The following is a 22,529-nucleotide window of genomic DNA, read 5'->3' on the forward strand; positions in this document are numbered from 1 at the left end:
TTCAACCGGGCACTCCAGTCAGATGCGAGCGCAGGGCGGGGGCCGCCCTGCTGGTCCACCAGTCATCGGGAACGTCCACGGGCTCGACGGCGACGCCGCGCGGGCCGAGCAGGACCCGCAGCGAGGTGATGGCGGTCGAGGGGAGGCTGAGCACGCGCTGGCCGGCGTGCAGGCCGCGCAGGGTCAGCTCGGCGGGCGCGCCGGGGTCGTGCACGGTGATGCCGGGCCGCTCCCGGATCAGCGCCACGTCCAGCGGGTCCTCGCGGCGGTGCGGGTAGTAGGCGAGCGGCTCCTGGGCGGCGAGGTCGCTCAGCCAGCGCAGGTAGCGGTCGCGGTGGACCAGGCCGTTGCGGACCAGGGAGGTGCCGAGCACGACCGTGCGCTCGGCCGGGCCGTGCTCGCTCGGCGGCTGGGCGCGCAGCCAGTCGAACTCGTGCCGCACCAGGTGCACGCCGGCGGCGCGGACGGCCTCGGCCAGCTGGTCGTCCACGGTGAGCGCGGTGAAGACCGACACCTTGCTCAGGCGCAGCCGCAGCGCGGCGGCCAGGCCGAGCGCGGTGCGCAGCGGGGCCGGCTCGGCGCGGGCGCGCAGCAGCGGCCGCGCCGGCCCGGCGGCCAGCAGCTCCAGCAGCCGCAGCGTGGCCAGCCCGTCGTCGACGACGACGATGTGGCCGGGTCGCGACAGCAGCCAGCGGAGCTGCACCTTGCCGGAGAAGGCGTCGCCGACGGCCTGGACCCGGCGGGGCATGCGCTCGCGCGGCTCGGCCAGCACCAGCCCGTCCGGCAGCCCCAGCGAGCGCAGCTCCTTGCGGGTGGCCTTCAGCGGCCGCAGGCCCGCGCGCGGCACGACGGCCGTCTCGGGCCCGAGGAGCCCGGCGTGGTGGGCCTCGACGGCGCACAGCATCTGGAGCGGGGACTCCACCCAGGCCGACGCCTGTCCGACCACTCGTTGCCCTCCCGACCGGGTGTTGGGGCCCTCCCAGCCTGGGGTGATGGCCCGTTCATGACCCCGCTAAGTTACCCCTGCCGCCTTAAGCCGCTCGGAACGCGACGTGAACAATGGAGGGTATGAACTCGCTCATGCTCAACACCGACGGCGTGCAGATCCCGCAGCTCGGGTTCGGCGTCTGGCAGATACCCGGCGACGAGGCCGAGCAGGCCGTGCGGACCGCGCTGGAGGCCGGCTACCGGCACATCGACACCGCCGCCGCGTACGGCAACGAGGAGGGCGTGGGCCGGGCCGTGCGCGACAGCGGGCTGCCGCGCGAGAAGGTGTTCGTCACCACCAAGCTGTGGAACGGCGACCACGGCCGCGCCGAGCAGGCCTTCGACGAGAGCCTGTCCCGTCTCGGCCTCGACTACGTCGACCTCTACCTCATCCACTGGCCGGTCCCGCGGCAGGACGCGTACGTGCAGGCGTGGCGGGCCTTCGAGAAGATCTACCGCGACGGCCGGGCCAGGGCGATCGGCGTGTCCAACTTCACCGTCCGGACGCTGACCCGGCTGATGGAGGAGACCGACATCACGCCGTCCATCAACCAGATCGAGCTGCACCCCTACCTGCAGCAGCGCGAGATGCGCGACTTCCACGAGGCCAACGGCATCCTGACCGAGGCGTGGAGCCCGCTCGGGCAGGGCCGGGGCCTGCTGGGCGACCCGGCGCTCGCGGTGCTGTCGGAGAAGTACGGCAAGACGCCGGCTCAGATCGTGCTCCGCTGGCACCTGCAGCTCGGCAACGTGGTCATCCCGAAGTCCGCCACCCCGGCGCGGATCAAGGAGAACATCGACGTGTTCGACTTCATCCTGGACACCGAGGACATGGCCGCTCTCGGGGCCCTCAACCAGGGCAAGCGCCTCGGACCGGACCCCGACACGTTCAACGTCGCCTGACCCGTCTACGATCTCGCCTTGTGCGAGATTTTGCGTGGGGCATAGCGGCGACCGGCGGCATCGCCCGGACGGTGGGGGCGGCCATCGCGGCCGAGCCCGGCATGCGGGTGGCCGCGGTCGGCTCCCGCGACCTCGGGCGGGCGCGGGCGCTGGCCGCGACGCTGGGCGCGGAGTCGGCGCACGGCTCCTACGAGCAGTTGTGCGCCGACCCGGCCGTCGACGCGGTCTACGTCGCCACGCCGCACGCCCAGCACCTCCAGGTGGCCGAGGCCGCCATCGCGCACGGCAAGGCCGTGCTGTGCGAGAAGCCGCTCGCGGCCACCGTCGAGGACGCCGCGACCATGGTGCGCCTGGCGCGCGAGGCGGGCGTCTTCCTCATGGAGGCGATGTGGATGCGGTTCAACCCGCTCATCCGCCTGATCGCCGCCGACGAGCGCTTCGGCGAGATCCGCTCGGTGCAGGCGTCCTTCGGCTTCGCGCTGCCCTACGACCCCGCGCACCGGCTGTGGGCGCCCGAGCTGGGCGGCGGCGCGCTGCTCGACCTCGGGATCTACCCGTTCGGGCTGGCCCAGCTCCTGCTCGGCCGGCCCGCCGGGCTGCACGTGACCGGCTCGCTCGCTTCGAACGGGGTGGACGCCGAGACGGCCGGGGTGCTGACCTACCCGGGGGGCCGGCACGCCCTCGTGGCGACCTCGCTGCTCGCCGACTACCCCAACGACGCCCGGGTCGTGGGCACCGGGCTGCGGGCGGAGATCCCGGCCCCGTTCTGGGCGCCGCAGCGGATCGTGCTGAGCGGTCCCGGCGTGGAGCGGGAGGAGCACGTGCTGGATCCGGCCGACAACGGCTACGCCGGCGAGCTGCGCGAGGTGCGCGCCGCGGTGGCCGAGGGCAGGACCGAATCAGCGATCATGCCTCTTGACGAATCCCTTGCCATGATGGGGCTTCTGGCCGAGGCGCGGGGGCAACTCGCTTAGCTGGGCTTTTATGGATTTGTAATCCCCTTGCCATGTGTATTACCTTGTGGGGCATCTCAGGGCATACGTCCGGTTTGTCCGGCTATGTCTGACCATCAAGTGAGAGATCACATCACAGGATCGTCCTGTGACCGCTGAATCCGCCCACGGGCGGAACCGGGGACCCACGTCCTTTGGGGTGAGTCGGCACCGCGGTGCCGTAGGGCAGCTTCCACGCCCGAACCCGTCAGCTAACCCGGTAAGCGGCATGGAAGCAAGGAGCAACCCCCTCGATGGCCATGCACCGCATCACCGCTGCCCGAAAGATCGACATCGCCCGCGCCGCGCTCGGCGCGACCATCGCCGCCGCCGCGTTCGGCGCCCACTCCGCCGCGAACGCCGACAGCGCCCCGGCCACCGCCGGGCAGCACCTCGCCACCTCCACCAGCGCCACCACCGCCACCACCGGCACCGCCGGCACCGCTGACGCCCGCCCCGCCGACCACGCCGCGCCCCGGGCCCACGAAGAGACCAAGATCAGCGTCACCGCCGACCAGGTGCTGGCGCTGGCCCGCTCCCAGGTCGGCACCAGCGAGAATGCCGCCGGCGGCGGCACCCCGTACCAGCAGTGGTACGCCGGCTCCCGGCGGGCCGCCGAGACCATCGCCCGCGACGGCGGCTCCCCCACCGCCTACCTCAACGCCCCCTGGTGCGCCATGTTCGTCTCCTGGGTCGGCGAGAAGACCGGCGCCCGCCCGCAGGTCGGCTGGGACGCCTACACCGTCACCTACGCCAAGTGGTTCCAGGCCAACCACCGCTTCGGCGCCCTGGCCAAGCCCGGCGCCGTGGTGTTCTTCTCCTGGAGCGGCAGCAAGGACCTCGACGACATCAACCACGTCGGGTTCGTCGTCAAGGACAACCAGAACGGCACCATCTCCACCATCGAGGGCAACACCGGCAACGGCAAGGTGGAGGAGCGCGTCCGGCCCAAGTCGCAGGTCGTCGGCTACGGCTACCCCGAGTACGCCTCCTGAGCCACTCCCCCACGCCACTCCCCCACGCACGAGCGCGCGTCCCCATCGCCCGGGGACGCGCGCTCGTCGCTTTCCCGGCTCTTCCCGGATCACGCCTCCAGGAGGCGCAGGCTCTCGCGCGCCCACTCGGCGCGGGCCGTCGCGACGGCGATCTGCCCGGCGAAGACGTGCGCCTTCAGCGCGGCGATGCGGTCGTGCTCGGCCGCCGGGCGGCTCTTCAGCCGCTCCTTGATCAGGTCGGTCTCCTTGGCCAGCAGCGCCTCGCGGTGCGCGCGCCACTCGGCGACCAGCTGCTCCTGCTCGGCGATGAACGCCTTCAGCACCGACGCCGCCCGGTCGGGCTCGATCATGTCGAAGAACAACGCCTGCAGGAAGAACGCGTCACGCGCCGGCGGCGGCGGGTGCGGGGTGGCGAGCCAGGTGCGCAGCTCCGCCAGGCCGCGCTCGGTGATCGAGTAGACGGTGCGGCTCAGCCTGGTGCCCCGGACCTCCTTCTGGCCCTCGATGAGCCCGGCCTGCTCCATCTGGCGCAGCGTGGGATAGATCTGGCTCTGCGGCGCCGACCACACCCAGCGCGGGGCGGCCTCGAAGAAGCGGGTCAGCTCGTACCCGTTCATGGGGCGCGCCTCCAGGACGCCGAGCAGCGCGTGCTGAAGCGACATGCCCTCCAGCATAGGGACGGGGTGAACGCTTCCTCTAGAACAGGTATGGAGATACATGTATTGTCCTCCCTGTCTTGAGAGGGGCTGGGGTCGTGCGCGGCTCTGACTTGTGCGGGCCGGGCCGTGGGAACGCGGCGCGGCCTTGTCCGGGGCGGGCCGAGTCGTGCGGAGCTGGCGCGGCGGCCTGGTGGGCGAGCGGGAGAGGTGACGGCGGTGCACACGGAGCCGGATGGCGAGACCGCGCGCGCGGAAGCGGCGCCCGGCATGCCGTCCACGCCGGGGCAGCGGGTCGCTACGGAGCCTGCTGGGGCGGAGCGGGCTGTGGTGGAGCTGGTGGCGGCGGGGCGGGCGTTGGCGGGGGCGGGGCTGGTGACCGCGTTCGGGCACGTCTCCGTGCGGATCGCTCCCGACCGCCTGCTGATGACGCCGCCGTCGCCCCTCGGGACCCTCACCCCGGCCTCCCCGTACGCCGAGATCCCGCTCGACGCGAACGACCTGCCCGCCGGCGCGCCGCGCGAGGCGTGGATCCACGTCGAGCTGGCGCGCGCCCGGCCCGGCGCCGGCGCGATCTGCCGGGCGCAGCCGCCCGTCGCCACCGCTCTCGCCGCGGCCGGGGTGCCGATCCGGCCGCTGCACGGGCAGGGGGCCTTCCTCGGCCCCGAGGTGCCCGTGTTCGACGACGCGGTGCTCGTCCGGGACCGGGAGCGCGGCCGGGCGCTGGCGGAACGGCTCGGCGCGGCCCCCGCCGTGATCCTGCGCGGCAACGGGGCGGTGACCGTCGGCGCGACCGCCGGCGAGACCGTCGCGCTCATGTGGGTGCTGGAGGCCAGCGCCCGCATGAACGCCACCGCCTGGAGCGTCACCACCCCGAAGACCGCCACCCCGAAGACCGCCACCCCGAAGAAGGTCGCCCCGGAGGCCGCCGCCCCGAAGACCGTCGGGCCCGCCCTCGCGGGTCCCGTCCCCGCCGGTCCGGGTCCCGCCGGGCCCGTGCCGCTCTCGCCCGCCGAGCAGGAGGCGTGGCGAGCCGCCCAGCCCGAACTCCTCGCCCGCGTCTGGGCCTACCTCCAGGAGCCGTCATGATCGAGTTAACCGACATCGCCTACGTGCGCTCCGGCGCCGCCGACCTCGACAACGCCGTGCGCTTCGCGGTGGACGTCGTCGGCATGGAGCTGACCGCCCGCGAGAACGGCGTCGCCTACCTGCGCGCCGACCAGCGTCACCACTGCCTGGCCCTGGTCGAGGGCGAGTCCGGCGTCATCAGCTCCGGCTTCCTCGTCCGCGACGAGGACGCGCTGGCGGCCGCCGAGACCGAGCTGGAGAAGGCCGGCGTGAGCGTCGCGCGGGGCGGCGCCGAGGAGGCGCGCTCGCGCCGGGTCCGCGACTTCCTGTCCTTCGACGACCCCTTCGGCAACCGCGTCGACCTCGCCGTCGACCAGGTGACGCTGACCGCCCCGGTCCGGCACGGCCGCGAGGCGGGCATCACCGAGTTCGGCCACCTGTGCCTGGACGCGCCCGACGTGCGCGAGGCCTACCGCTTCTGGAACGGCCTGTTCAACGCCCGCGTCTCGGACTGGATCGGCGACTGGGCCTGCCTGATGCGCATCGACCAGGTGCACCACAAGCTGGCCGTCTTCCAGGGCAGCCAGCCGGGCCTGTGCCACATCAACTTCCAGGTCGACTCCCTCGACGACGTCATGCGCAACTGGCACTTCCTGGAGGCCAACGGCGTCGAGATCGAGATGGGCCCCGGCCGTCACCCGCAGTCCACGGCCGTCTTCGTCTACTTCAAGGGCCCCGAGGGCATCACCTACGAGTACTCGTGGGGCGTACGCCTCATCACCGACGAGGACGCCTGGCGTCCCCGCTACTTCGACCCCGCCGAGCCGGGCTCGATCGACATGTGGCAGGGCCCGACGCGCCGCGTCCACACGCAGCCGCAGCTCCGCCGTCCGCTGCCGGGCAAGGGTGAGGTGTGAGATGCCGCTGGTCGAGGTGTCCCTGTCCGAAGGCCGCGACCCGGCCGCGATCCGGGCGCTGATCCACGAGCTGCACGCCGCCGTCGAGCGGGCGATCGGCTCGCCGGCGCAGAGCATCCGGGTGATCGTCCGCGAGGTGCCGCGCACCCACTGGGCCGCCGGCGACCAGACGCTGGCCGAACGCGACCAGCTCGCGCAGGGCGGCTGACATGGAGTTCTTCGGGCACGTGATCGACGGCGCCGAGGTGAGGTCGGCGAGCGGCGAGAGCTTCCCCAGCGTCGACCCCTACACCCGCGAGCCCTGGGCCGAGGTCGCGCTCGGCGGCCCCGCCGAGGTGGAGCGGGCCGTCGCGGCGGCCAGGCGCGCCTTCGACGAGGGGCCGTGGCCGCGCATGGGCCGCGCCGAGCGCGGGCGGCTGCTGCACCGCCTGGCCGACCTCGTCCTCGCCGAGGCCGACCGGCTCGCCCTGGCCGACACCCGCGACATGGGCAAACCGATCGCCCAGAGCCGAGGCAACGACGTGCCCCGCGCCGCCGACAACTTCCGCTTCTTCGCCGACCACGCCCGCCTGACGGCCGCCGAGGCCCTGCCGATGGACTCGGGCCACCACGCCTACACCCGGTACGAGCCGGCCGGCGTGGCCGCCGCCGTCGCGCCGTGGAACTTCCCGCTCATGCTGGAGACCTGGAAGATCGCGCCCGCGCTGGCCTGGGGCAACACGGTGGTGCTCAAGCCCGCCGAGGACTCGCCGGTCTCCGCGACGCTGCTGGCCCGGCTGGCGCTGGAGGCGGGCCTGCCGCCCGGCGTGCTCAACGTCGTGCACGGCTACGGCCCCGGCTCCGCCGGGGAGGCCCTGACCGCTCATCCCGGCGTCGACCGCATCACGTTCACCGGCGAGTCGGCGACCGGCCGCGTCATCTCGGCCGCCGCCGCCCGCAACCTCGTGCCGGTCAGCCTGGAGCTGGGCGGCAAGGGCGGCAACGCGGTCTTCGCCGACGCCGACCTGGACAACGCCGTGAGCTGGTCCCTGCGGGCCGTCTTCACCAACGCCGGCCAGGTGTGCCTGGCCGGGTCCCGCCTGTACGTCCAGCGCCCGGTGCTGGAGGAGTTCCTGGCCCGGTTCACCGCCGCGGCGGAGGCGATGCGTCTCGGCGACCCCAAGCTGGAGACGACCGAGCTGGGCCCGCTGGCGTCCGAGACCCACTACCGCAAGGTGCGCGGCTACGTGGAGAGCGTCGCGACCGAGGGCGGCACCGTGCACGCGGGCGGCCTCGGCGAGGGCTGGTTCGTGCGGCCGACGATCGTCACCGGCATGCCCGCGACCGGCCGCCACCAGCGGGAGGAGATCTTCGGGCCGGTGGTGACGGTGACGCCGTTCGACACCGAGGACGAGGTCGTGGCGCTCATGAACGGCACCCGCTACGGGCTGAACGCCATGCTGTTCACCGAGAACCTGTCCCGGGCGCACCGCGTCTCGGCCCGGCTGCGGGCCGGCACGGTGTGGGTGAACTGCTTCTTCGTCCGGGACCTGCGGGCCCCGTTCGGCGGGGCGGGCGACTCGGGCGTCGGCCGGGAGGGCGGCACGTTCAGCCGGGAGTTCTTCACCGAGCCGAAGGCCGTCGTCATGCAGATCACCTGACCCCGGGTGAGGCGGGCGGGCCGGCCCACTCCCCCGGCCCGGCGGCGGGCAGCCGCACCACGAACGCCGTCGCGCCGGGGCGGCCGCGCACGGTGATCTCGCCGCCGTGCGCGGTCACCACGGCCCGGACGATCGCCAGCCCGAGCCCCGTCCCGCCGGAGGCCCGCGACCGGCCCCGGTCCACCCGGGAGAACCGCTCGAAGATCTCCTCCTGGAGGTGCTCCGGGACGCCGGGCCCGTCGTCGGCGACCGACAGCTCGGCGACGCCGCCGTCGCGGCGCAGCGCGACCGTGACCGAGGTGCCGTCGGGGGTGTGGGTACGGGCGTTGGCCAGCAGGTTGGCCACCACCTGGTGCAGCCGCCCGGCGTCGCCCCGGACCGTGACGGGCTCCTCCGGCAGCTCCAGCAGCCAGCGGTGCTCCGGCGCGGCCGCCCGCGCGTCGCCGGTGGCCTCCAGGGCCAGCCGGGTCAGGTCCACCTCGCCGGTGGCCAGGGGGCGGCCCGCGTCCAGCCGGGCCAGCAGCAGCAGGTCGTCCACCAGCTCGCTCATCCGGCCGGACTCGGCGTCGATGCGTTCCAGCGCGTGCCGGGTCTGGGCGGGCATCGGCCCGCCGCCGCGCAGCGCCAGCTCCGCGTGGCCGCGGATGGCGGCCAGCGGGGTGCGCAGCTCGTGGCTGGCGTCCGCGGCGAAGGCCCGCAGCCGCTGCTCCACGGCGTGCCGCCGGGCCAGCGCCTCCTCGACGTGGCCGAGCATGCGGTTGAACGCGGCCCCCACCGCGCCCGTCTCGGTACGCGGGTCGGTGTCGCGCACCCGCCGGTCCAGGCTCACCGCCCCGGCGGCCAGCGGCAGCCGCGCCACCTCGCGGGCGGTGGCGGCGACCCGCTCCAGCGGGCGCAGCGACAGCCGCACCCACACCGCGCCCGCGATGCCGGTCACCACCAGCGCCCCGCCGAACAGCAGCAGCTCGAACACCTGGAGCCGGCCCAGCGTCTCCTCCGCCTCGTGCATCGGCAGCCCGACCACCAGCACGTCGCCGTCCTGGCCCCGGGCCGCGGCCACGCGGTAGTCGTCCAGCCGCGACAGCTCCACCGTGCGCGGCCGGCCGTCGGCGGGCAGCGCGGCCAGCACCGCCCGGTCGTCGGCGGTCAGCGTGAGGTGCGCGTCGTCGCCGGAGGTGACCACGGCCGCGTCGGTGACCTGGCCGTCCACCAGCCGCACGCCCAGTGTGCCCGGCGACTGGCCGCGCGAGTCGCCGCGCCCGGCGTAGCGCTCGCCGTGCTCCAGGCTCGCCGGGTAGCGCACGCCGATCACGGCGAGCTGCTGGTCGACCCGGCCGAGCAGGAACCGGTCCATGCCGAGGGAGGTGGCCACGCCGACGGCGGCGCAGGCCAGCGCGAGCAGGGCCAGCAGGCCCGCGATCAGCCGCCCGCGCAACGTCCGCGGCAGCACCGCGCGCAGCGCCCTGCTCATGGCCGCAGCACGTACCCGACGCCGCGCACGGTGTGGATCAGCGGCTCCCGGCCCGCGTCGATCTTCTTGCGCAGGTAGCTGATGTACAGCTCCACCACGTGGGCCTGCCCGCCGAAGTCGTAGGACCAGACGTGGTCGAGGATCTGCCCCTTGCTCAGCACCCGGCGCGGGTTGCGCATGAGCAGCCGCAGCAGCTCGAACTCGGTCGGCGTCAGGTCGATCAGCGTGCCGCCCCTGGTGACCTCGCGGGCCTCCTCGTCCATCGCCAGGTCGCCGGCCACCAGGCGGTTGTCCGGCTCGGCGCGGGCCATGCCCGCCCGGCGCAGCAGCCCGCGCAGCCGCGCCAGGACCTCCTCCAGGCTGAACGGCTTGGTCACGTAGTCGTCGCCGCCCGCCGTGATGCCGGCCACCCGGTCCTCCACCGCGTCCCGCGCGGTCAGGAACAGCACGCACACCTCCGGCAGGCGTCCCCGGACCCGCCGCATGATCTCCAGGCCGTCGAGGTCGGGCAGCATGACGTCCAGCACCACCGCGTCCGGCCGGAACTCGGCGGCCAGCCGCACCGCCGCGGCGCCGTCGCCGGCCACGCGCACCTCCCAGCCCTCCTGGCGCAGCACCTCGTGCAGCACCTCGGCGATGTCCGGCTCGTCGTCCACGACGAGCACGCGGACCGGCGCGCCGTCCGGGCGCAGCAGCATCGGCATCTCGACCCCCACACCCCAGACCATACGAACAACTTCTGAGAATCCTCTGAAATCCCCGCGCGACGGGGCCGTTCAGAGGGAAAGCAGAGACTCCTCCGGCACGGTGACCTTCGTGACCCACACCTTCGCGACCTCCCCCTTGGGGACATCCACCTTCACGACCGGGCGCCGCGCGCTGCCCCTGGGCCTCATCGGCCTGGGCGCCGCCGCGGTCGTCCTGCTCTGGTGGCGCAGCACCGCGGCCGTGGCGGGCGCGGACGGCTGGCTCACCGAGGCGGGCCGGCTCACCGGCCTGCTCGCCGCCTACGGCCTGGCCGTGCTGATCGCGCTGATGGCCCGCGTCCCGTGGCTGGAGCGCGGCGTCGGCACCGACCGGCTCACCCGCTGGCACGCGACGGGCGGCCGGTACGTCATCGGCCTGTCGGTCGCGCACGCGCTCACCGTCATCTGGGGCTACGCCCTGGCCGACGGCAAGGACGTGGCCGGCGAGACCGTCACCATGGTCCTGACGTTCCCCGACGTGCTCAAGGCCACCGTGGCGCTGCTGCTGCTGGTCGGCATCGCCGCCGTCTCCGCCCGCCGGGCGCGCGCCCGCATGCGCTACGAGACCTGGTACCTGCTGCACTTCTACACCTATCTGGCTGCCTGGCTGGCCTTCGGGCACCAGCTCGCCACCGGCGCGCAGTTCGCCGGCGACCCGTTCGCCCGGGCCGCCTGGTACGCCCTCTACCTGGGGGTGGCGGCGCTGCTGGTCTGGTACCGGGTCCTGGCCCCGGTCCGGCTGTCGCTGCGGCACCGGATGCGGGTGGCCGCCGTGACCGCCGAGGCTCCCGGCGTCGTCTCGATCCACATCACCGGGCGCGACCTCGGGGCGCTGCGGGCCGAGGCCGGGCAGTTCTTCCGCTGGCGGTTCCTGGCGCGCGGGCTGTGGTGGTCGGCGAACCCGTACTCGCTGTCCGCGCCGCCGACGGACGAGGGGCTGCGCATCACGGTCAAGGCGCTCGGCGACCACAGCGCCGCGCTGGCCCGGCTGCGGCCCGGCACCCGCGTCTTCGCCGAGGGGCCCTACGGGGCGTTCACCGGCCGGCTCCGCTCCCGCGAGCGCGTCGTGCTGATCGCCGGCGGCGTCGGCATCACGCCGCTGCGGGCCCTGTACGAGTCGCTGCCCGGCCGGCCCGTCCTGCTCTACCGCGCCCGCAGCGAGGACGACCTGGTCTTCCGTCGCGAGCTGGAGCACATCGCCGCCGCGCGGGGGGCCGAGCTGCACTACTCGGTCGGGCCGCGCGCCGCGAGCCGGGCGTTCGAGCCGGGGGTGCTCGACCAGGTCGTGCCGGGGCTGCGGCACTGCGACGCGTACGTGTGCGGGCCGCCCGAGATGACCCGCGAGGCGATCGGCGCGCTGCGGGCCGCCGGGGTGCCGAAGCGGCGCATCCACCACGAGTCGTTCGAGTTCTGACGGGAGAGACCCGAGATGCGTAGATTCCTGCTGGCCGTGGTCGTCACGGCCATCGGCCTGGTGCTGCTGCTGTCGTTCAAGCCGCACGACCTGACGGCGGGCACCGCGCCCCCGGCCGCGCTGTCCGCGCCCGCCGCCACCGCCGCGCCGGCCGCCCCCGGCCAGGGGAGCGCCCAGGGCCGCGGCGACGAGGGCGACGAGGGCGACGACGACTCCGGTGACGACTCCGGTGACGAGGACGACGACGACCAGGCGCCCCCCGCGACCACCGCGCCCCCGGCCTCCAGCCAGTCGGGGACGAAGGCCGGGACGAAGGCCGGGACGAAGGCCGGGACGAAGGCCGGGACGAAGGCCGGGACGGTCGCCGGCGACACCGCGCAGACCCGGTGGGGCCCGGTCCAGGTCCAGATCGCCGTCTCCGGCGGGAAGATCACCGACGTCCAGGTCCTCCAGGCCCCCGACGGCAACCGCCGCGACATCGAGATCAACACCCGGGCCCTGCCCGTCCTCCGCCAGGAGGCCCTGGACGCGCAGAGCGCCCAGATCGACACCGTCTCCGGGGCCACGTACACCAGCGACGGCTACACCCGCTCGCTGCAGAGCGCGATCGACCGGGCGGGGCTGTAGATGAGGCACGTCGAGCACGTCATGGGCACCGTCTTCTCCTTCGACGTCCCCGGCGGCGCCCCCATGGGCCCGGTCGTCGCGTGGCTGCACCACGTGGACGCGGTCTTCTCCCCCTACCGCCCGGACAGCCCGGTCAGCCGCCTGGCGCGCGGCGAGCTCGAACCGGCCGGCTGCCCGGCCGAGGTCACCGAGGTGCTGGCGCTGTGCGCGCAGGCCGAGCACGACAGCGACGGCTACTTCACCGTCTTCCCCTTCGGCCGGTTCGACCCGTCCGGGCTGGTCAAGGGCTGGGCGATCGACCGCGCGGCGGCGCTGCTGCGCGAGTCGGGGGCCCGCTGCCACAGCGTGAACGGCGGCGGCGACGTCCGGCTCGGGGCGGCGCCCGGCCGTCCCTGGCGGGTCGGCGTCGCCCACCCGCTGCGGCCCGGCCGGCTGGCGACCGTCGTGACCGGCAGCGACCTGGCCGTGGCCACGTCCGGGACCGCCGAGCGCGGCCCGCACATCTGCGACCCGCGCACCGGCTCCCCCGCCACCGGCCTGGCCTCCATCACGCTCGTCGGGCCGCGCCTGACGACGGTGGACGCCTACGCGACGGCGGCCTTCGCGATGGGGCCGGTGACGGCCAGGGAGTGGGTGGAGGCGATGGACGGGTTGGAGGCGTTCGCGGTGCTGCCGTCCGGCTCCACCTGGCAGACGTCCGGATTCGCCGCCTTTACAGCGTAGATTCGCTTCCCGTGTACGACAATCGAGGACCCGATGTCGAACCGGCCCTTCGCCGTTCGACGCGTCGACGAGACGCCGAACCCAAGGAGCAGACGATGAAGTTCATGATCGTGGGCCGGGGCAACGCCGCGACCGAGGCCGGGGAGCTGCCTCCCCAGCAGGTCGTCGACGACATGCACGCCTACAACGAGGCGCTGGCCAAGGCGGGCGTGCTGCTCGCCGCCGAAGGGCTCCACCCCAGCTCGCAGGGCGCGCAGATCGCCTACAGCGGCGGCCGGGCGAGCGTGATCGACGGGCCGTTCGCCGAGACCAAGGAGCTGATCGCCGGGTTCTGGCTGATCGAGGTGAAGTCCAGGGAGGAGGCCGTCGAGTGGGCGCTGCGGGTGCCGGCGCCGCCCGGGTGCGAAGGCGTCGGGCTGCACGTGTGGCGCGTCTTCGACCCTTCCGACGTGCCGGAGGCGTCCCTGCCCGAGGAGGAGCGGGAACGCGAGCAGGCCCTGCGGGCCCGCCTCCGCGGCGGCACCGCGGACGGGACGGGTCCCATCGGGTCCTGACCCGGTTGCGGTGCGGCGCGCGCCGCTGGTGGGATGGGGTCCGTGACGACGGCCCCGGACGCGCACCGCCCCGACCCCCATCGCGCCGTGGAGGCGGTGTGGCGGATCGAGGCCGCGCGGCTCATCGCCGGCCTCGCCGGGCTGGTGCGCGACGTCGGCCTGGCCGAGGAGCTGGCGCAGGACGCGCTGGTCGCCGCCCTGGAGCAGTGGCCCGCCGAAGGGGTGCCGCGCAACCCCGGCGCCTGGCTGATGACGGTCGCCAGGCGCCGCGCCATCGACCTCGTCCGCAGGAACGAGCGCCTGCGGCGCAACCTCGCCGAGCTCGGCCACCGCCTGGAGCAGGCCGAGGGCCGCGAGGAGCGGCCCGAGCCCGACGAGATCGAGGACGATCTGCTGCGGCTGGTGTTCACCGCCTGCCATCCGGCGCTGTCGATGGAGGCGCGGGTGGCGCTGACCCTGCGCGTGCTCGGCGGCCTCACCACCGAGGAGATCGCCCGCGCGTTCCTGGTGCCGGAGGCCACGGTGGCGCAGCGCGTCGTCCGCGCCAAGCGGGCCCTGGCCGACAAGGGCGTGCCCTTCGAGGTGCCGGGGGGCGGCGAGCTGGCGGGGCGGCTGGCCGCCGTCCTGGAGGTCATCTACCTGATCTTCAACGAGGGCTACTCGGCCACGGCCGGCGACGACTGGCTGCGGCCCGCTCTGTGCGCGGACGCCCTGCGGCTCGGCCGCGTCCTGGCCGGGCTGATGCCGGGCGAGCCCGAGGTGCACGGCCTGGTGGCGCTCATGGAGCTGCACGCCTCCCGCTCGGCGGCCCGGGTGGGCCCGTCCGGCGAGCCGATCCTGCTGCTGGAGCAGGACCGCGCCCGCTGGGACCGGCTGCTCGTCGGCCGCGGCCTGGCCGCGCTGCGGCGGGCCGAGCACCTGTCGGGCGGCGCTCCTGGCCCGTACGTCCTGCAGGCCGCCATCGCCGCGTGCCACGCCCGCGCCGCGGCCGCCGCCGACACCGACTGGGTGCGCATCGCCGCGCTCTACGAGGACCTGGCCAAGCTGCTGCGCTCCCCCGTGGTCGAGCTGAACCGGGCGGTGGCGCTGTCGATGGCCTACGGCCCGCAGGCCGGCCTCGGGCTGCTGGACCAGATCGCCGGCGAGCCGGCGCTGCGCGGCTACCACCTGCTGCCGAGCGTCCGCGGCGACCTGCTGTTCAGGCTGGGCCGGCGCGAGGAGGCGCGCGCCGAGTTCGAGCGCGCCGCCGCCCTGACCCGCAACACCCGCGAGCGCGCCCTGCTCCAGGACCGCGCCGCCGCCTGCTGAGGCGGGCCCCCGGGGTCACACCCCCGCGCCGGCGGCGGCGCGCTCGGCGGCGACGACGGCGTCGAGCAGCCCGGGGAAGGCGGCGTCGAACTCGTCGCGGCGCAGCGCGTTCATGCGCGCGGTGCCCACGTAGTACTGCCGGATGAGCCCGGCCTCGCGCAGCACCCGGAAGTGGTGGGTGGCCGTCGACTTGCTGACGGGCAGGTCGAACGAGCCGCACCTGACGTCGCCCGGAACGTCGCGGAGCCGGGTGACGATGCTGCGCCGCACCGGGTCCACGAGCGCTTCGAGCACCTGCTGCAGGGTGACCTCCCGCAGGTCGGGGTGGCGCGGGACCCGGTCGTCGTCCAGGAGATCGGCCTTGGTTCGGGACATGCCCCCATCGTACGACAGACATCGAAGTTTGACAGACATCGTACTTAAGTGCTTGCCTGTGATCCTCCGACCGCGCGAGCGAACGAGGACCATGTGATGACCAGGACAGTGTTGTTCGACGAGCTGGGCGGCCCCGAGGTGCTGCGGCTGGCGGACGTCGAGGTCGGCGACCCCGGCCCCGGCGAGGTGCGCCTCCGGGTGGACGCGATCGGCGTGAACCGCGCCGAGGCGCTGTTCCGCTCCGGCCACTACATCGAGCCGGTCCGGCGCTTCCCCGCCCGGCTCGGCACCGAGGCCGCGGGCGAGATCGAGGCCGTCGGCCCCGGCGTCCCGGGGCTGCGCCCCGGCGACCCGGTGAGCGTGGTGCCGGCGTTCTCGCAGAACGACTACGGCGTCTACGCCGACCGGGCGATCGTGCCCGCCGCCGCGGTGCTGCCCCGCCCCGCCGGGACCGACGCGGTGACGGGCGCGGCCGTGTGGATGCCGTACGTGACCGCCTACGGGGCGCTGCTGGAGGTGGGCGGGCTGCGGCCCGGCGACGCGGTGGTGCTGAACGCCGCCTCCAGCAGCGTCGGGCTGGCCGCCGTGCACGTCGCCGACCGGATCGGCACGCTGCCCGTCGCCCTGACCCGCAGCGCCGCCAAGCGCGAGGCGCTGCTCAAGGAGGGCGCGGCCGAGGTGATCGTGACCGGCCCCGGCGTGACCGCGGCCGAGATCGCGGAGCGCGTGCGGGCCGCGACCGGCGGGCGGGGCGCGCGGATCGTCCTCGACGCGGTGGCCGGCCCCGGCATGACGGACCTCGCCCGGCTGGTCGCCGACGAGGGCACGCTCATGGTGGTGGGCGCGCTGAGCGGCGAGCCCACGCCCTACCCCGGCATCGAGCTCGGCATGCCCGCGCTGAACGTGCGCACGTACACGATGCACGAGACCACCCGGCGGCCGGAGCGGCTGCGGCGGGCGGCGGCGTTCGTGACCTCCGGGCTGCGCTCAGGGGCCTTCCGGCCGGTGGTGGACCGCACGTTCGAGCTGGCCGAGGTCGCCGAGGCGCACCGCTACCTGGACGCGCACGCGCACATCGGCAAGATCGTGCTGACCGTGGACCGGGGCCCGGTCAGCTGACGCGGCCGTCCAGGGTGGGGGCGGTGGAGGCGGGGGCGCGCGCCGCCGCCGTCACGGCCGGCCGACCCCCATGTAGGTGAACCCGAGAGCGCGCATCGCGGCCGGGTCGAGCAGGTTGCGGCCGTCGTAGAGGACCGGGCGCCGCATCGACGCCGCGACGCCGGCCCAGCCGACCTCCTGGAGCTGCGGCCACTCGGTGACCACGATGGCCGCGTCGGCGCCCTCCATGGCCAGCTCGGGCGTGGCGTGCCGGGTGGTGGACGCCCACGGCTCGCCCTGCCCCGGCCGCGCCATCGGGTCCCAGCAGCGCACCTCGGCGCCCTCGGCCAGCAGCCGCGAGGCCAGCACCGTGCTCGGCGCCTCGCGCATGTCGTCGGTGCCCGGCTTGAACGTCAGCCCCAGCAGCGCCACCCGCGCCCCCGCGAGCGTGCCCAGCTCGTCGGCGAGCTGCTGGACGGCCCGCCGCTTCTGCAGGTTGTTGACCTCGATGACGGCGGACAGCAGCTGCAGGTGGTAGCCGGTGTTGCTGGCCAGCTGCCGCAGCGCCTCGGAGTCCTTGGGGAAGCAGGAGCCGCCCCAGCCGATGCCGGCCCGCAGGAAGTGGGGGCCGAGCCGGTGGTCGAGGCCGACGGCGTGGGCGACCTCGGTGACGTCCGCGCCGGTCTTCTCGCAGAGCGTGGCGATCTCGTTGATGAAGCTGATCTTGGTGGCGAGCAGGGCGTTGGAGGCCAGCTTCACCATCTCGGCCGAGCGCACGTCCATCGTCACGACCGGCCCGTCGACGCCCTCGTGCAGCTCGGCGACGAACCGCGCGGTCTCCTCGCCCGACGCGCCGACCACGATGCGGTCGGGACGCAGGAAGTCGCGCACCGCGGTGCCCTCGGCGGTGAACTCGGGGTTGGAGGCGTAGCCGACGTGCGCCAGGCCGATCTCGTCCAGGACCGCGCGCACGCGTGAGCCGGTGCCGACCGGGACGGTGGACTTCACCACGACCGCCTTCAGGTGCGTGGCGCCCGCCAGCGAGCGCACCACCGCCCACACCCGCGACAGGTCGGCGTCGCCCGAGGCCGACGGCGGGGTGTCCACGCACACGTACGCCGCCTCGGCCCCCTCCAGGGCCTCCTCCAGGTCCAGCGTGAACGACAGCCGCTCCTTGTTGCGCGCGATCAGGTCGCCGAGCCCCGGCTCGTAGATCGGCACGTCACCGGCCCGCAGGAGCCGGACCTTCTCCGGGTCGATGTCCCTGACCACCACCCGGTGCCCCAGCTCGGCGAAACAGGCGCCGGTCACCAGACCGATGTACCCGGCCCCGAACACCGCCACCCGCCGTTCCGGCTTGCCACCCATGACCGACCATCCGTTCGTGACTGTTGAGGATGCCCACCATAACGGCCACGCGGGCGCACCCAAGATCTGAGGTGCGGGCACGGGCACGCCGGGCGGCACGCGGCACAGTGGCGCACGGCCCGGCTGTGCGCGGTGCCCATGGGGTCCACGCGGGGCTTCCTACAGTTTCCAGCACGTCGACAGGAGGCCGCGCCCCGGGGGAAGGCGGCGGGCTCTCCACAGCGTCCACCGCGCACCGAGATGTCCATCCGCGCACCGAGAAACAGGAAAGCCCATGCACATCAGGAAACACGGGATGGCAGCCGGCGCCGCCGCCGCGGTCCTCGCGCTCAGCACCGCGTGCGTCGCCCCCGGCTCGGAGACCACCGCGGGAACCGGCGCCGGGGCCGCGCCGGCCTCCCGCTCCGCCCAGGACGCGGGCGCGCAGAAGCGCATCGCCTTCTTCGGCTTCGCCCGGGCCAACGCGTTCGCCGTCGCCACCTGGACCGGCATCGAGGAGCACGCCAAGGCGAACAACGCCACCGCCGAGTTCTTCGACCCGAACTTCGACGCCCAGACGCAGGTCCAGCAGATCCAGGACGCGGTCACCAGCAAGCGCTTCGACGTCTTCGTCGTGCAGGCCAACGACGGCGCGGCCGTGGTGCCGGCGCTCAAGCAGGCGGTCGCGGCGGGGATCACGGTCGTGGCCGAGTTCACGCCGGTCGGGACCGCGTACGACACGGCCGCCTCGCAGGTCCCCGGCGTGATCACGCTCGTGGACGTGCCCGCCGACAACGGCAGGAAGCTCGGCGAGCTGGGCGTCGCGGCCTGCCGGAGCAAGAACCTCGACCCGTGCAAGGTCGCCTACCTGGAGGGCCTGAAGTCGCTGCCGCTGGACAACGCCCGCACCGAGGCCGCGGTCAAGGCCCTGGAGCCGGCGAGCGGCGTCGAGCTGGTCTCCCGCGTCGAGGGCGGCTACACCCAGGAGAGCGGGCGCAAGGCCATGCAGGACGTGCTCCAGGCGCAGCCGGACGTGAACGTCGTCATCGGCAGCTCGCAGGCGATCGCCGGCGCGGAGAGCGTGGTCAAGGGCAAGGGCGTGCTGCTCATCGGCAACGGCGGCTCCCGGCAGGCGGTCAAGGCCGTCCAGGACGGGCGCTGGTTCGCCACCTACTACCTGCCGGAGAGGACGGCCGGGGCCAAGGCCGCCGAGCTCGGCCTGGCCAAGGCGCGCGGGCAGCAGGTGGAGGAGGCCAACAGCGAGACCGTGCTCGCGCCGAACGAGGGCAAGGGCACCAAGGAGGCGCTGGCCGGCGTCACCGGCGAGTACGACGAGTAGGAGGGGCCGCCGGTGAGGATCGACCTGGAGGGGTTCGGCAAGTCCTACGGCGGCGTTCCCGTGCTGCGGGACGTGTCGTTCACCCTGCACGGCGGGCGGGTGCACGGCCTGCTCGGCGAGAACGGCGCGGGCAAGTCCACGCTGCTCAAGGCGGTGTGCGGGGCGGTCACCCCGGACACCGGCCGCGTCCTGCTGGACGGGCGGCCGATCGCGGTCGGCTCGCCCAGGGACGCGCTGCGGCACGGGTTCACGCTGATCTCGCAGGAGCTGGCCCTGGTGCCGGCCATGACCGTGCTGGACAACGTGTACCTGGGCCGCTGGCGCAACCGGCTCGGCTGGCGCGACCGGCGCGCCGACCGGCGGGAGTTCGCGGAGCTGACCGCGCGGACCGGGTTCGAGCTGGACCCGTCCGCGCTGGTGCGCGACCTGCCGATCGCCGCGCAGCAGCAGGTCGAGGTGCTGCGGGCGCTCGCCTCGGGCGCGTCGGTCATCGGCATGGACGAGCCGACCGCGCTGCTGACCCGGAACGAGACCGACCGCCTGCTGGAGGTCATCAGGCGCCTGGCGGCCGACGGCGCGGCCGTGGTGCTCATCTCGCACTTCCTGGAGGAGGTGCTGTCGGTCTGCGACGACGTCACCGTGCTGCGCGACGGCCGGCACATCAGGACCGGGCCGGCCGCGGGGCAGACGCCGCAGAGCCTGGTCGGCGACATGGTGGGCCGTCCCGTCGAGCTGCTCTACCCCGAGCCGCGGCCGGTCGCGGCGGACGCGCCGGTGCTGCTGCGCGCCCGCGGCCTGAGCCGGGGCGCGGCCGTGCGGGACGTGTCGCTGGACATCCGCGCGGGCGAGATCGTCGGCCTCGCCGGCCTGGTGGGCAGCGGCCGCTCGGAGACGCTGCGGGCGATCTTCGGCGCGGACGCGCCCGACGCCGGCACGGTCGAGGTGGCCGGCCGGGCCGTCCCCAAGGGCTCCCCCGCGCACGCGATGCGGGCGGGCCTCGCCATGGTGCCGGAGTCCCGCAAGGACCAGGGGCTCGTGCTCGGCCGCTCGGTCCGCGAGAACGTCGCCCTGGCCAGCCTCGGCTCGCGGCAGCGGGCCGGGTTCGTGCGCGGCGCGGCCGAGCGGGAGGCCGCCGGGGCCATGCTCGGCGACCTCGACGTGCGCGGCTCCGACCTGGCCGGCCCGGTCTGGACGCTGTCGGGCGGCAACCAGCAGAAGGTGCTGTTCGGCAAGTGGCTCATGGACCGGCCCGAGGTGCTGCTGGTGGACGAGCCGACCCGGGGCGTGGACGTCGGCGCCAAGGGCCAGATCCACCAGCTCCTGGTCGAGCTGGCCGCCGAGGGCATGGCGGTGCTCGTGGTCTCCTCCGAGGTGGAGGAGGTGCTGGGCCTCGCGCACCGGGTGCTGGTCATGCGGCACGGCCGCCTGGTCGGGGAGTTCGCGCGCGGCCGGGCCACCCCGGAGCAGGTCGTCGCGCTGGCCTTCGCCGACACCCCCGACACCGAACTCGCTGAGGAGAACCGATGACCGCTGAGGTGGTTGCGAAGTCCGCGCCCGGCCGCTCGGCCCGGCTGCGCGACCTGGGGATCGTGCTGGGCGTGGTCCTCATCGTGGTGGTGCTGTCGCTCAGCACCTCGACGTTCCTGACCACGGGCAACCTGGTCAACCTGCTCGACCAGGCCGCCGTCGTGGGCCTGCTGGCCACGGCCGCCACGCTGGTGATCATCTCGGGGTCGTTCGACCTGTCGATCACGGCGGTGCTGGCCCTGTCGGCGATCGTCGCCGTCGCGGTCACCAACGCCGCCGGGGTCGGCCCGGGCCTGATCGCCGGCGTGCTGGCGGGCGCGGTGCTCGGCACGGTCAACGGCATCGTGGTCGTCCGGATCAAGGTGCACTCGTTCATCGCGACGCTGGCGCTCAGCATCATCTACCGCGGCGTCGCGGTGATCCTCACCGCGGGCGCGATCGTCTACCCGGCCGAGGACCGGGCGACCGCCTTCCAGGCGCTGAGCTGGCCGACCGTGCTCGGCGGGGTGACGGCGGCGTCGCTGCTGTTCCTGGCCGTGGTCGCGGTCTGCTGGGTCCTGCTGGCCCGCACCACGTTCGGCCGCCGCGTGTACGCCATCGGCGGCAACGAGGAGGCCGCCCGGCTGTCCGGCATCCGGGTGGGGCAGATCAAGGTGGCGGTGTTCGCCATCAGCGGCGTGTGCGCGGCGCTCGGCGGGCTCATCCTGGCCGCCCGCGGCGGGTCGGCGCAGGCGAGCCTCGCGACCGGCATGGAGATGACGGCGATCGCCGCGGCGGTCGTCGGCGGCACCAGCGTCATGGGCGGCGAGGGCGCGATCTGGCGCGGGCTGATCGGCGTCCTGCTGATCACGCTGATCGGCAACGGGTTCAACCTGCTGGGCTGGGATACGATATATCAGCAGGTCGTACAGGGTGCGCTCATCCTCGGCGCGGTGAGCCTCGACCGGCTGCTGCGAGGCCGAAGGAGCTAGGTGGAGGGCGCGCGGATCGGGATCGTGCTGGCCGCCGGGCGCGCGCACGCCGCCCTCGTCGGCGCCCCCGTCGGCGCCCCCGTCGGCGGCCCCGCGAGCCCCGGCGAGCGGCTGGAGGTGCGCCACGCCAGCGGTCCCAACGCGGGCGAGCGGGTGCTCGCCCGCATGTTGCGCGGCCTCGCCGCCGGCGCCCGCGTCGGCTCCGTCACCTGGGACGTCGCCGCCGAGCTCGACCCCGCCCGGCCGGCACGCCGGTCGCGGCCGGTGCGCATCGTACCGCGGCTGCCCGCCGGCGGGCTCGGCGCCGGCCACCCCTCGCCGCTGCTGCGGTCGCTGCAGGCGCGGCGGGGCGCGGTGGTCGGCGGGCACGACCTGTTCGGCGTCGAGCTGGCGCCGCTCGACATCTACGCGCTGCTGGCCGAGTGCGCGGCGGCCCGCGGCATCCCGGCGCTGGCGGTGACCGCGAGCGGCGCGCCCGGCTGCGCCGACCACGAGCTGGCCGCGGCCGAGCTGGTGCACGACACCAGGCCCGAGGCCCGCGTGTCGCTGTCGCACCAGGTGGGCGGGCTCGGGCTGCTCGACAGGGAGGCCGCGACCGTCATCAACGCGGCGCTGCTGGCCCGCGCGGCCGAGCTGGCCGAGCGGTGCGTGCGGGTGGGCGAGCTGGTCGGGCCGCGGGTGACCACCTGGTTCGCGGCCGGCGACGGCGGGCGCATCTCGGCCGAGCGGCTGCGGCTGCTGCCGGTGCTCGCGCTGGCGGCGTCAGGCCGCCGCGCTGACCGGGGCGGCCCGGCTGGCCGGCGCGGGCGACGCGCTGGTCGGGCTGGCCCTGCCGGACGCGCTCGCGGTCGGCCACGTCGTCGGCGGGCTG

General features: G+C 74.7%; 23 protein-coding genes and 1 riboswitch. Of the genes, 16 read left to right on the forward strand and 7 right to left on the reverse strand.

The window, feature by feature from the left end; genetic code table 11:
• Position 1: 1 nt before the first annotated feature.
• Positions 2-946, reverse strand: coding sequence for a hypothetical protein (locus MF672_RS20030; RefSeq protein WP_242376641.1), 945 nt, complete (start codon positions 944-946; stop codon positions 2-4).
• A gap of 122 nt (positions 947-1,068) precedes the next feature.
• On the opposite strand from MF672_RS20030, the gene MF672_RS20035 reads away from it, so the two are divergent.
• The 3 genes from MF672_RS20035 (at position 1,069) to MF672_RS20045 (ending at position 3,877) form a co-directional block, all read left to right on the forward strand.
• Complete coding sequence (locus MF672_RS20035) at positions 1,069-1,890, forward strand: aldo/keto reductase (RefSeq protein WP_242376642.1); 822 nt, start codon at positions 1,069-1,071, stop codon at positions 1,888-1,890.
• 20 nt (positions 1,891-1,910) lie between these two features.
• Positions 1,911-2,864 (forward strand): Gfo/Idh/MocA family protein, encoded by a 954-nt coding sequence (locus MF672_RS20040; RefSeq protein WP_242376643.1) that lies wholly within the window; start codon positions 1,911-1,913, stop codon positions 2,862-2,864.
• A gap of 122 nt (positions 2,865-2,986) precedes the next feature.
• Positions 2,987-3,124, forward strand: a riboswitch (cyclic di-AMP (ydaO/yuaA leader).
• 12 nt (positions 3,125-3,136) lie between these two features.
• Positions 3,137-3,877, forward strand: a complete 741-nt coding sequence (locus MF672_RS20045; protein WP_242376644.1) for a CHAP domain-containing protein — start codon at positions 3,137-3,139, stop codon at positions 3,875-3,877.
• A gap of 89 nt (positions 3,878-3,966) precedes the next feature.
• Here MF672_RS20045 and MF672_RS20050 read toward each other — a convergent pair whose 3' ends face one another.
• Entirely contained in the window at positions 3,967-4,539 is a 573-nt protein-coding gene (locus tag MF672_RS20050; protein ID WP_242376645.1) for a PadR family transcriptional regulator, read from the reverse strand.
• Between the two features lie 213 nt (positions 4,540-4,752).
• On the opposite strand from MF672_RS20050, the gene MF672_RS20055 reads away from it, so the two are divergent.
• The 4 genes from MF672_RS20055 to MF672_RS20070 are packed head-to-tail and all read left to right on the forward strand — an operon-like array spanning position 4,753 to position 8,158.
• Positions 4,753-5,622 (forward strand): class II aldolase/adducin family protein, encoded by an 870-nt coding sequence (locus MF672_RS20055; protein ID WP_242376646.1) that lies wholly within the window; start codon positions 4,753-4,755, stop codon positions 5,620-5,622.
• Entirely contained in the window at positions 5,619-6,518 is a 900-nt protein-coding gene (locus tag MF672_RS20060; RefSeq protein ID WP_242376647.1) for a VOC family protein, read from the forward strand. Before MF672_RS20055 ends, MF672_RS20060 begins: the two co-directional genes overlap by 4 nt.
• 1 nt (position 6,519) lies before the next feature.
• On the forward strand, positions 6,520-6,726 hold the full coding sequence (locus MF672_RS20065) for a tautomerase family protein (RefSeq protein ID WP_242376648.1): 207 nt from the start codon (positions 6,520-6,522) through the stop codon (positions 6,724-6,726).
• A gap of 1 nt (position 6,727) precedes the next feature.
• Entirely contained in the window at positions 6,728-8,158 is a 1,431-nt protein-coding gene (locus tag MF672_RS20070; RefSeq protein WP_242376649.1) for an aldehyde dehydrogenase, read from the forward strand.
• Here the strand turns inward: MF672_RS20070 and MF672_RS20075 are convergent.
• Both MF672_RS20075 and MF672_RS20080 read right to left on the reverse strand, forming a co-directional pair.
• Positions 8,151-9,629: a sensor histidine kinase gene (locus MF672_RS20075; protein WP_242376650.1), complete on the reverse strand. Its 1,479-nt coding sequence runs from the start codon at positions 9,627-9,629 to the stop codon at positions 8,151-8,153. The genes MF672_RS20070 and MF672_RS20075 overlap by 8 nt on opposite strands.
• A complete protein-coding gene (locus MF672_RS20080; protein WP_444861107.1) occupies positions 9,626-10,345 on the reverse strand; it encodes a response regulator transcription factor in 720 nt (239 codons plus the stop codon). Before MF672_RS20080 ends, MF672_RS20075 begins: the two co-directional genes overlap by 4 nt.
• Positions 10,346-10,445: 100 nt before the next feature.
• Here MF672_RS20080 and MF672_RS20085 point away from each other — a divergent pair, with 100 nt between their 5' ends.
• From MF672_RS20085 to MF672_RS20105, 5 genes are all read left to right on the forward strand, one after another.
• Positions 10,446-11,789, forward strand: a complete 1,344-nt coding sequence (locus tag MF672_RS20085) for a ferredoxin reductase family protein (RefSeq protein ID WP_242376651.1) — start codon at positions 10,446-10,448, stop codon at positions 11,787-11,789.
• 15 nt (positions 11,790-11,804) lie between these two features.
• Complete coding sequence (locus MF672_RS20090) at positions 11,805-12,416, forward strand: FMN-binding protein (protein ID WP_242376652.1); 612 nt, start codon at positions 11,805-11,807, stop codon at positions 12,414-12,416.
• Positions 12,417-13,139 (forward strand): FAD:protein FMN transferase, encoded by a 723-nt coding sequence (locus tag MF672_RS20095; RefSeq protein WP_242376653.1) that lies wholly within the window; start codon positions 12,417-12,419, stop codon positions 13,137-13,139.
• A gap of 95 nt (positions 13,140-13,234) precedes the next feature.
• Positions 13,235-13,693, forward strand: coding sequence for a YciI family protein (locus MF672_RS20100; protein ID WP_242376654.1), 459 nt, complete (start codon positions 13,235-13,237; stop codon positions 13,691-13,693).
• Positions 13,694-13,726: 33 nt separating this feature from the next.
• Positions 13,727-15,001 (forward strand): RNA polymerase sigma factor, encoded by a 1,275-nt coding sequence (locus MF672_RS20105; protein WP_407654733.1) that lies wholly within the window; start codon positions 13,727-13,729, stop codon positions 14,999-15,001.
• Between the two features lie 15 nt (positions 15,002-15,016).
• Here MF672_RS20105 and MF672_RS20110 read toward each other — a convergent pair whose 3' ends face one another.
• Complete coding sequence (locus MF672_RS20110) at positions 15,017-15,376, reverse strand: ArsR/SmtB family transcription factor (RefSeq protein WP_242376656.1); 360 nt, start codon at positions 15,374-15,376, stop codon at positions 15,017-15,019.
• 96 nt (positions 15,377-15,472) lie between these two features.
• Between MF672_RS20110 and MF672_RS20115 the strand changes: the two genes are divergently transcribed.
• The gene (locus tag MF672_RS20115; protein WP_242376657.1) at positions 15,473-16,495 is read left to right on the forward strand and encodes a zinc-dependent alcohol dehydrogenase family protein; all 1,023 of its coding nucleotides are present in this window, start codon (positions 15,473-15,475) and stop codon (positions 16,493-16,495) included.
• Positions 16,496-16,546: 51 nt separating this feature from the next.
• Here MF672_RS20115 and MF672_RS20120 read toward each other — a convergent pair whose 3' ends face one another.
• Positions 16,547-17,842 (reverse strand): UDP-glucose dehydrogenase family protein, encoded by a 1,296-nt coding sequence (locus tag MF672_RS20120; protein WP_242376658.1) that lies wholly within the window; start codon positions 17,840-17,842, stop codon positions 16,547-16,549.
• A 295-nt stretch (positions 17,843-18,137) separates the two neighbouring features.
• Here MF672_RS20120 and MF672_RS20125 point away from each other — a divergent pair, with 295 nt between their 5' ends.
• From MF672_RS20125 to MF672_RS20135, 3 genes are read left to right on the forward strand one after another with little or no spacing between them, the layout of a single operon-like run.
• Entirely contained in the window at positions 18,138-19,160 is a 1,023-nt protein-coding gene (locus MF672_RS20125) for a sugar ABC transporter substrate-binding protein (protein WP_242376659.1), read from the forward strand.
• Between the two features lie 12 nt (positions 19,161-19,172).
• The gene (locus MF672_RS20130) at positions 19,173-20,687 is read left to right on the forward strand and encodes a sugar ABC transporter ATP-binding protein (RefSeq protein ID WP_242376660.1); all 1,515 of its coding nucleotides are present in this window, start codon (positions 19,173-19,175) and stop codon (positions 20,685-20,687) included.
• Positions 20,684-21,658: an ABC transporter permease gene (locus tag MF672_RS20135; RefSeq protein ID WP_242376661.1), complete on the forward strand. Its 975-nt coding sequence runs from the start codon at positions 20,684-20,686 to the stop codon at positions 21,656-21,658. Before MF672_RS20130 ends, MF672_RS20135 begins: the two co-directional genes overlap by 4 nt.
• A gap of 404 nt (positions 21,659-22,062) precedes the next feature.
• On the opposite strand, the gene MF672_RS20140 is transcribed toward MF672_RS20135, so the two are convergent.
• Complete coding sequence (locus MF672_RS20140; protein WP_247815333.1) at positions 22,063-22,374, reverse strand: hypothetical protein; 312 nt, start codon at positions 22,372-22,374, stop codon at positions 22,063-22,065.
• Positions 22,375-22,529: the final 155 nt, after the last annotated feature.

This window comes from Actinomadura luzonensis, assembly GCF_022664455.2.
Classification (GTDB): domain Bacteria; phylum Actinomycetota; class Actinomycetes; order Streptosporangiales; family Streptosporangiaceae; genus Nonomuraea; species Nonomuraea luzonensis.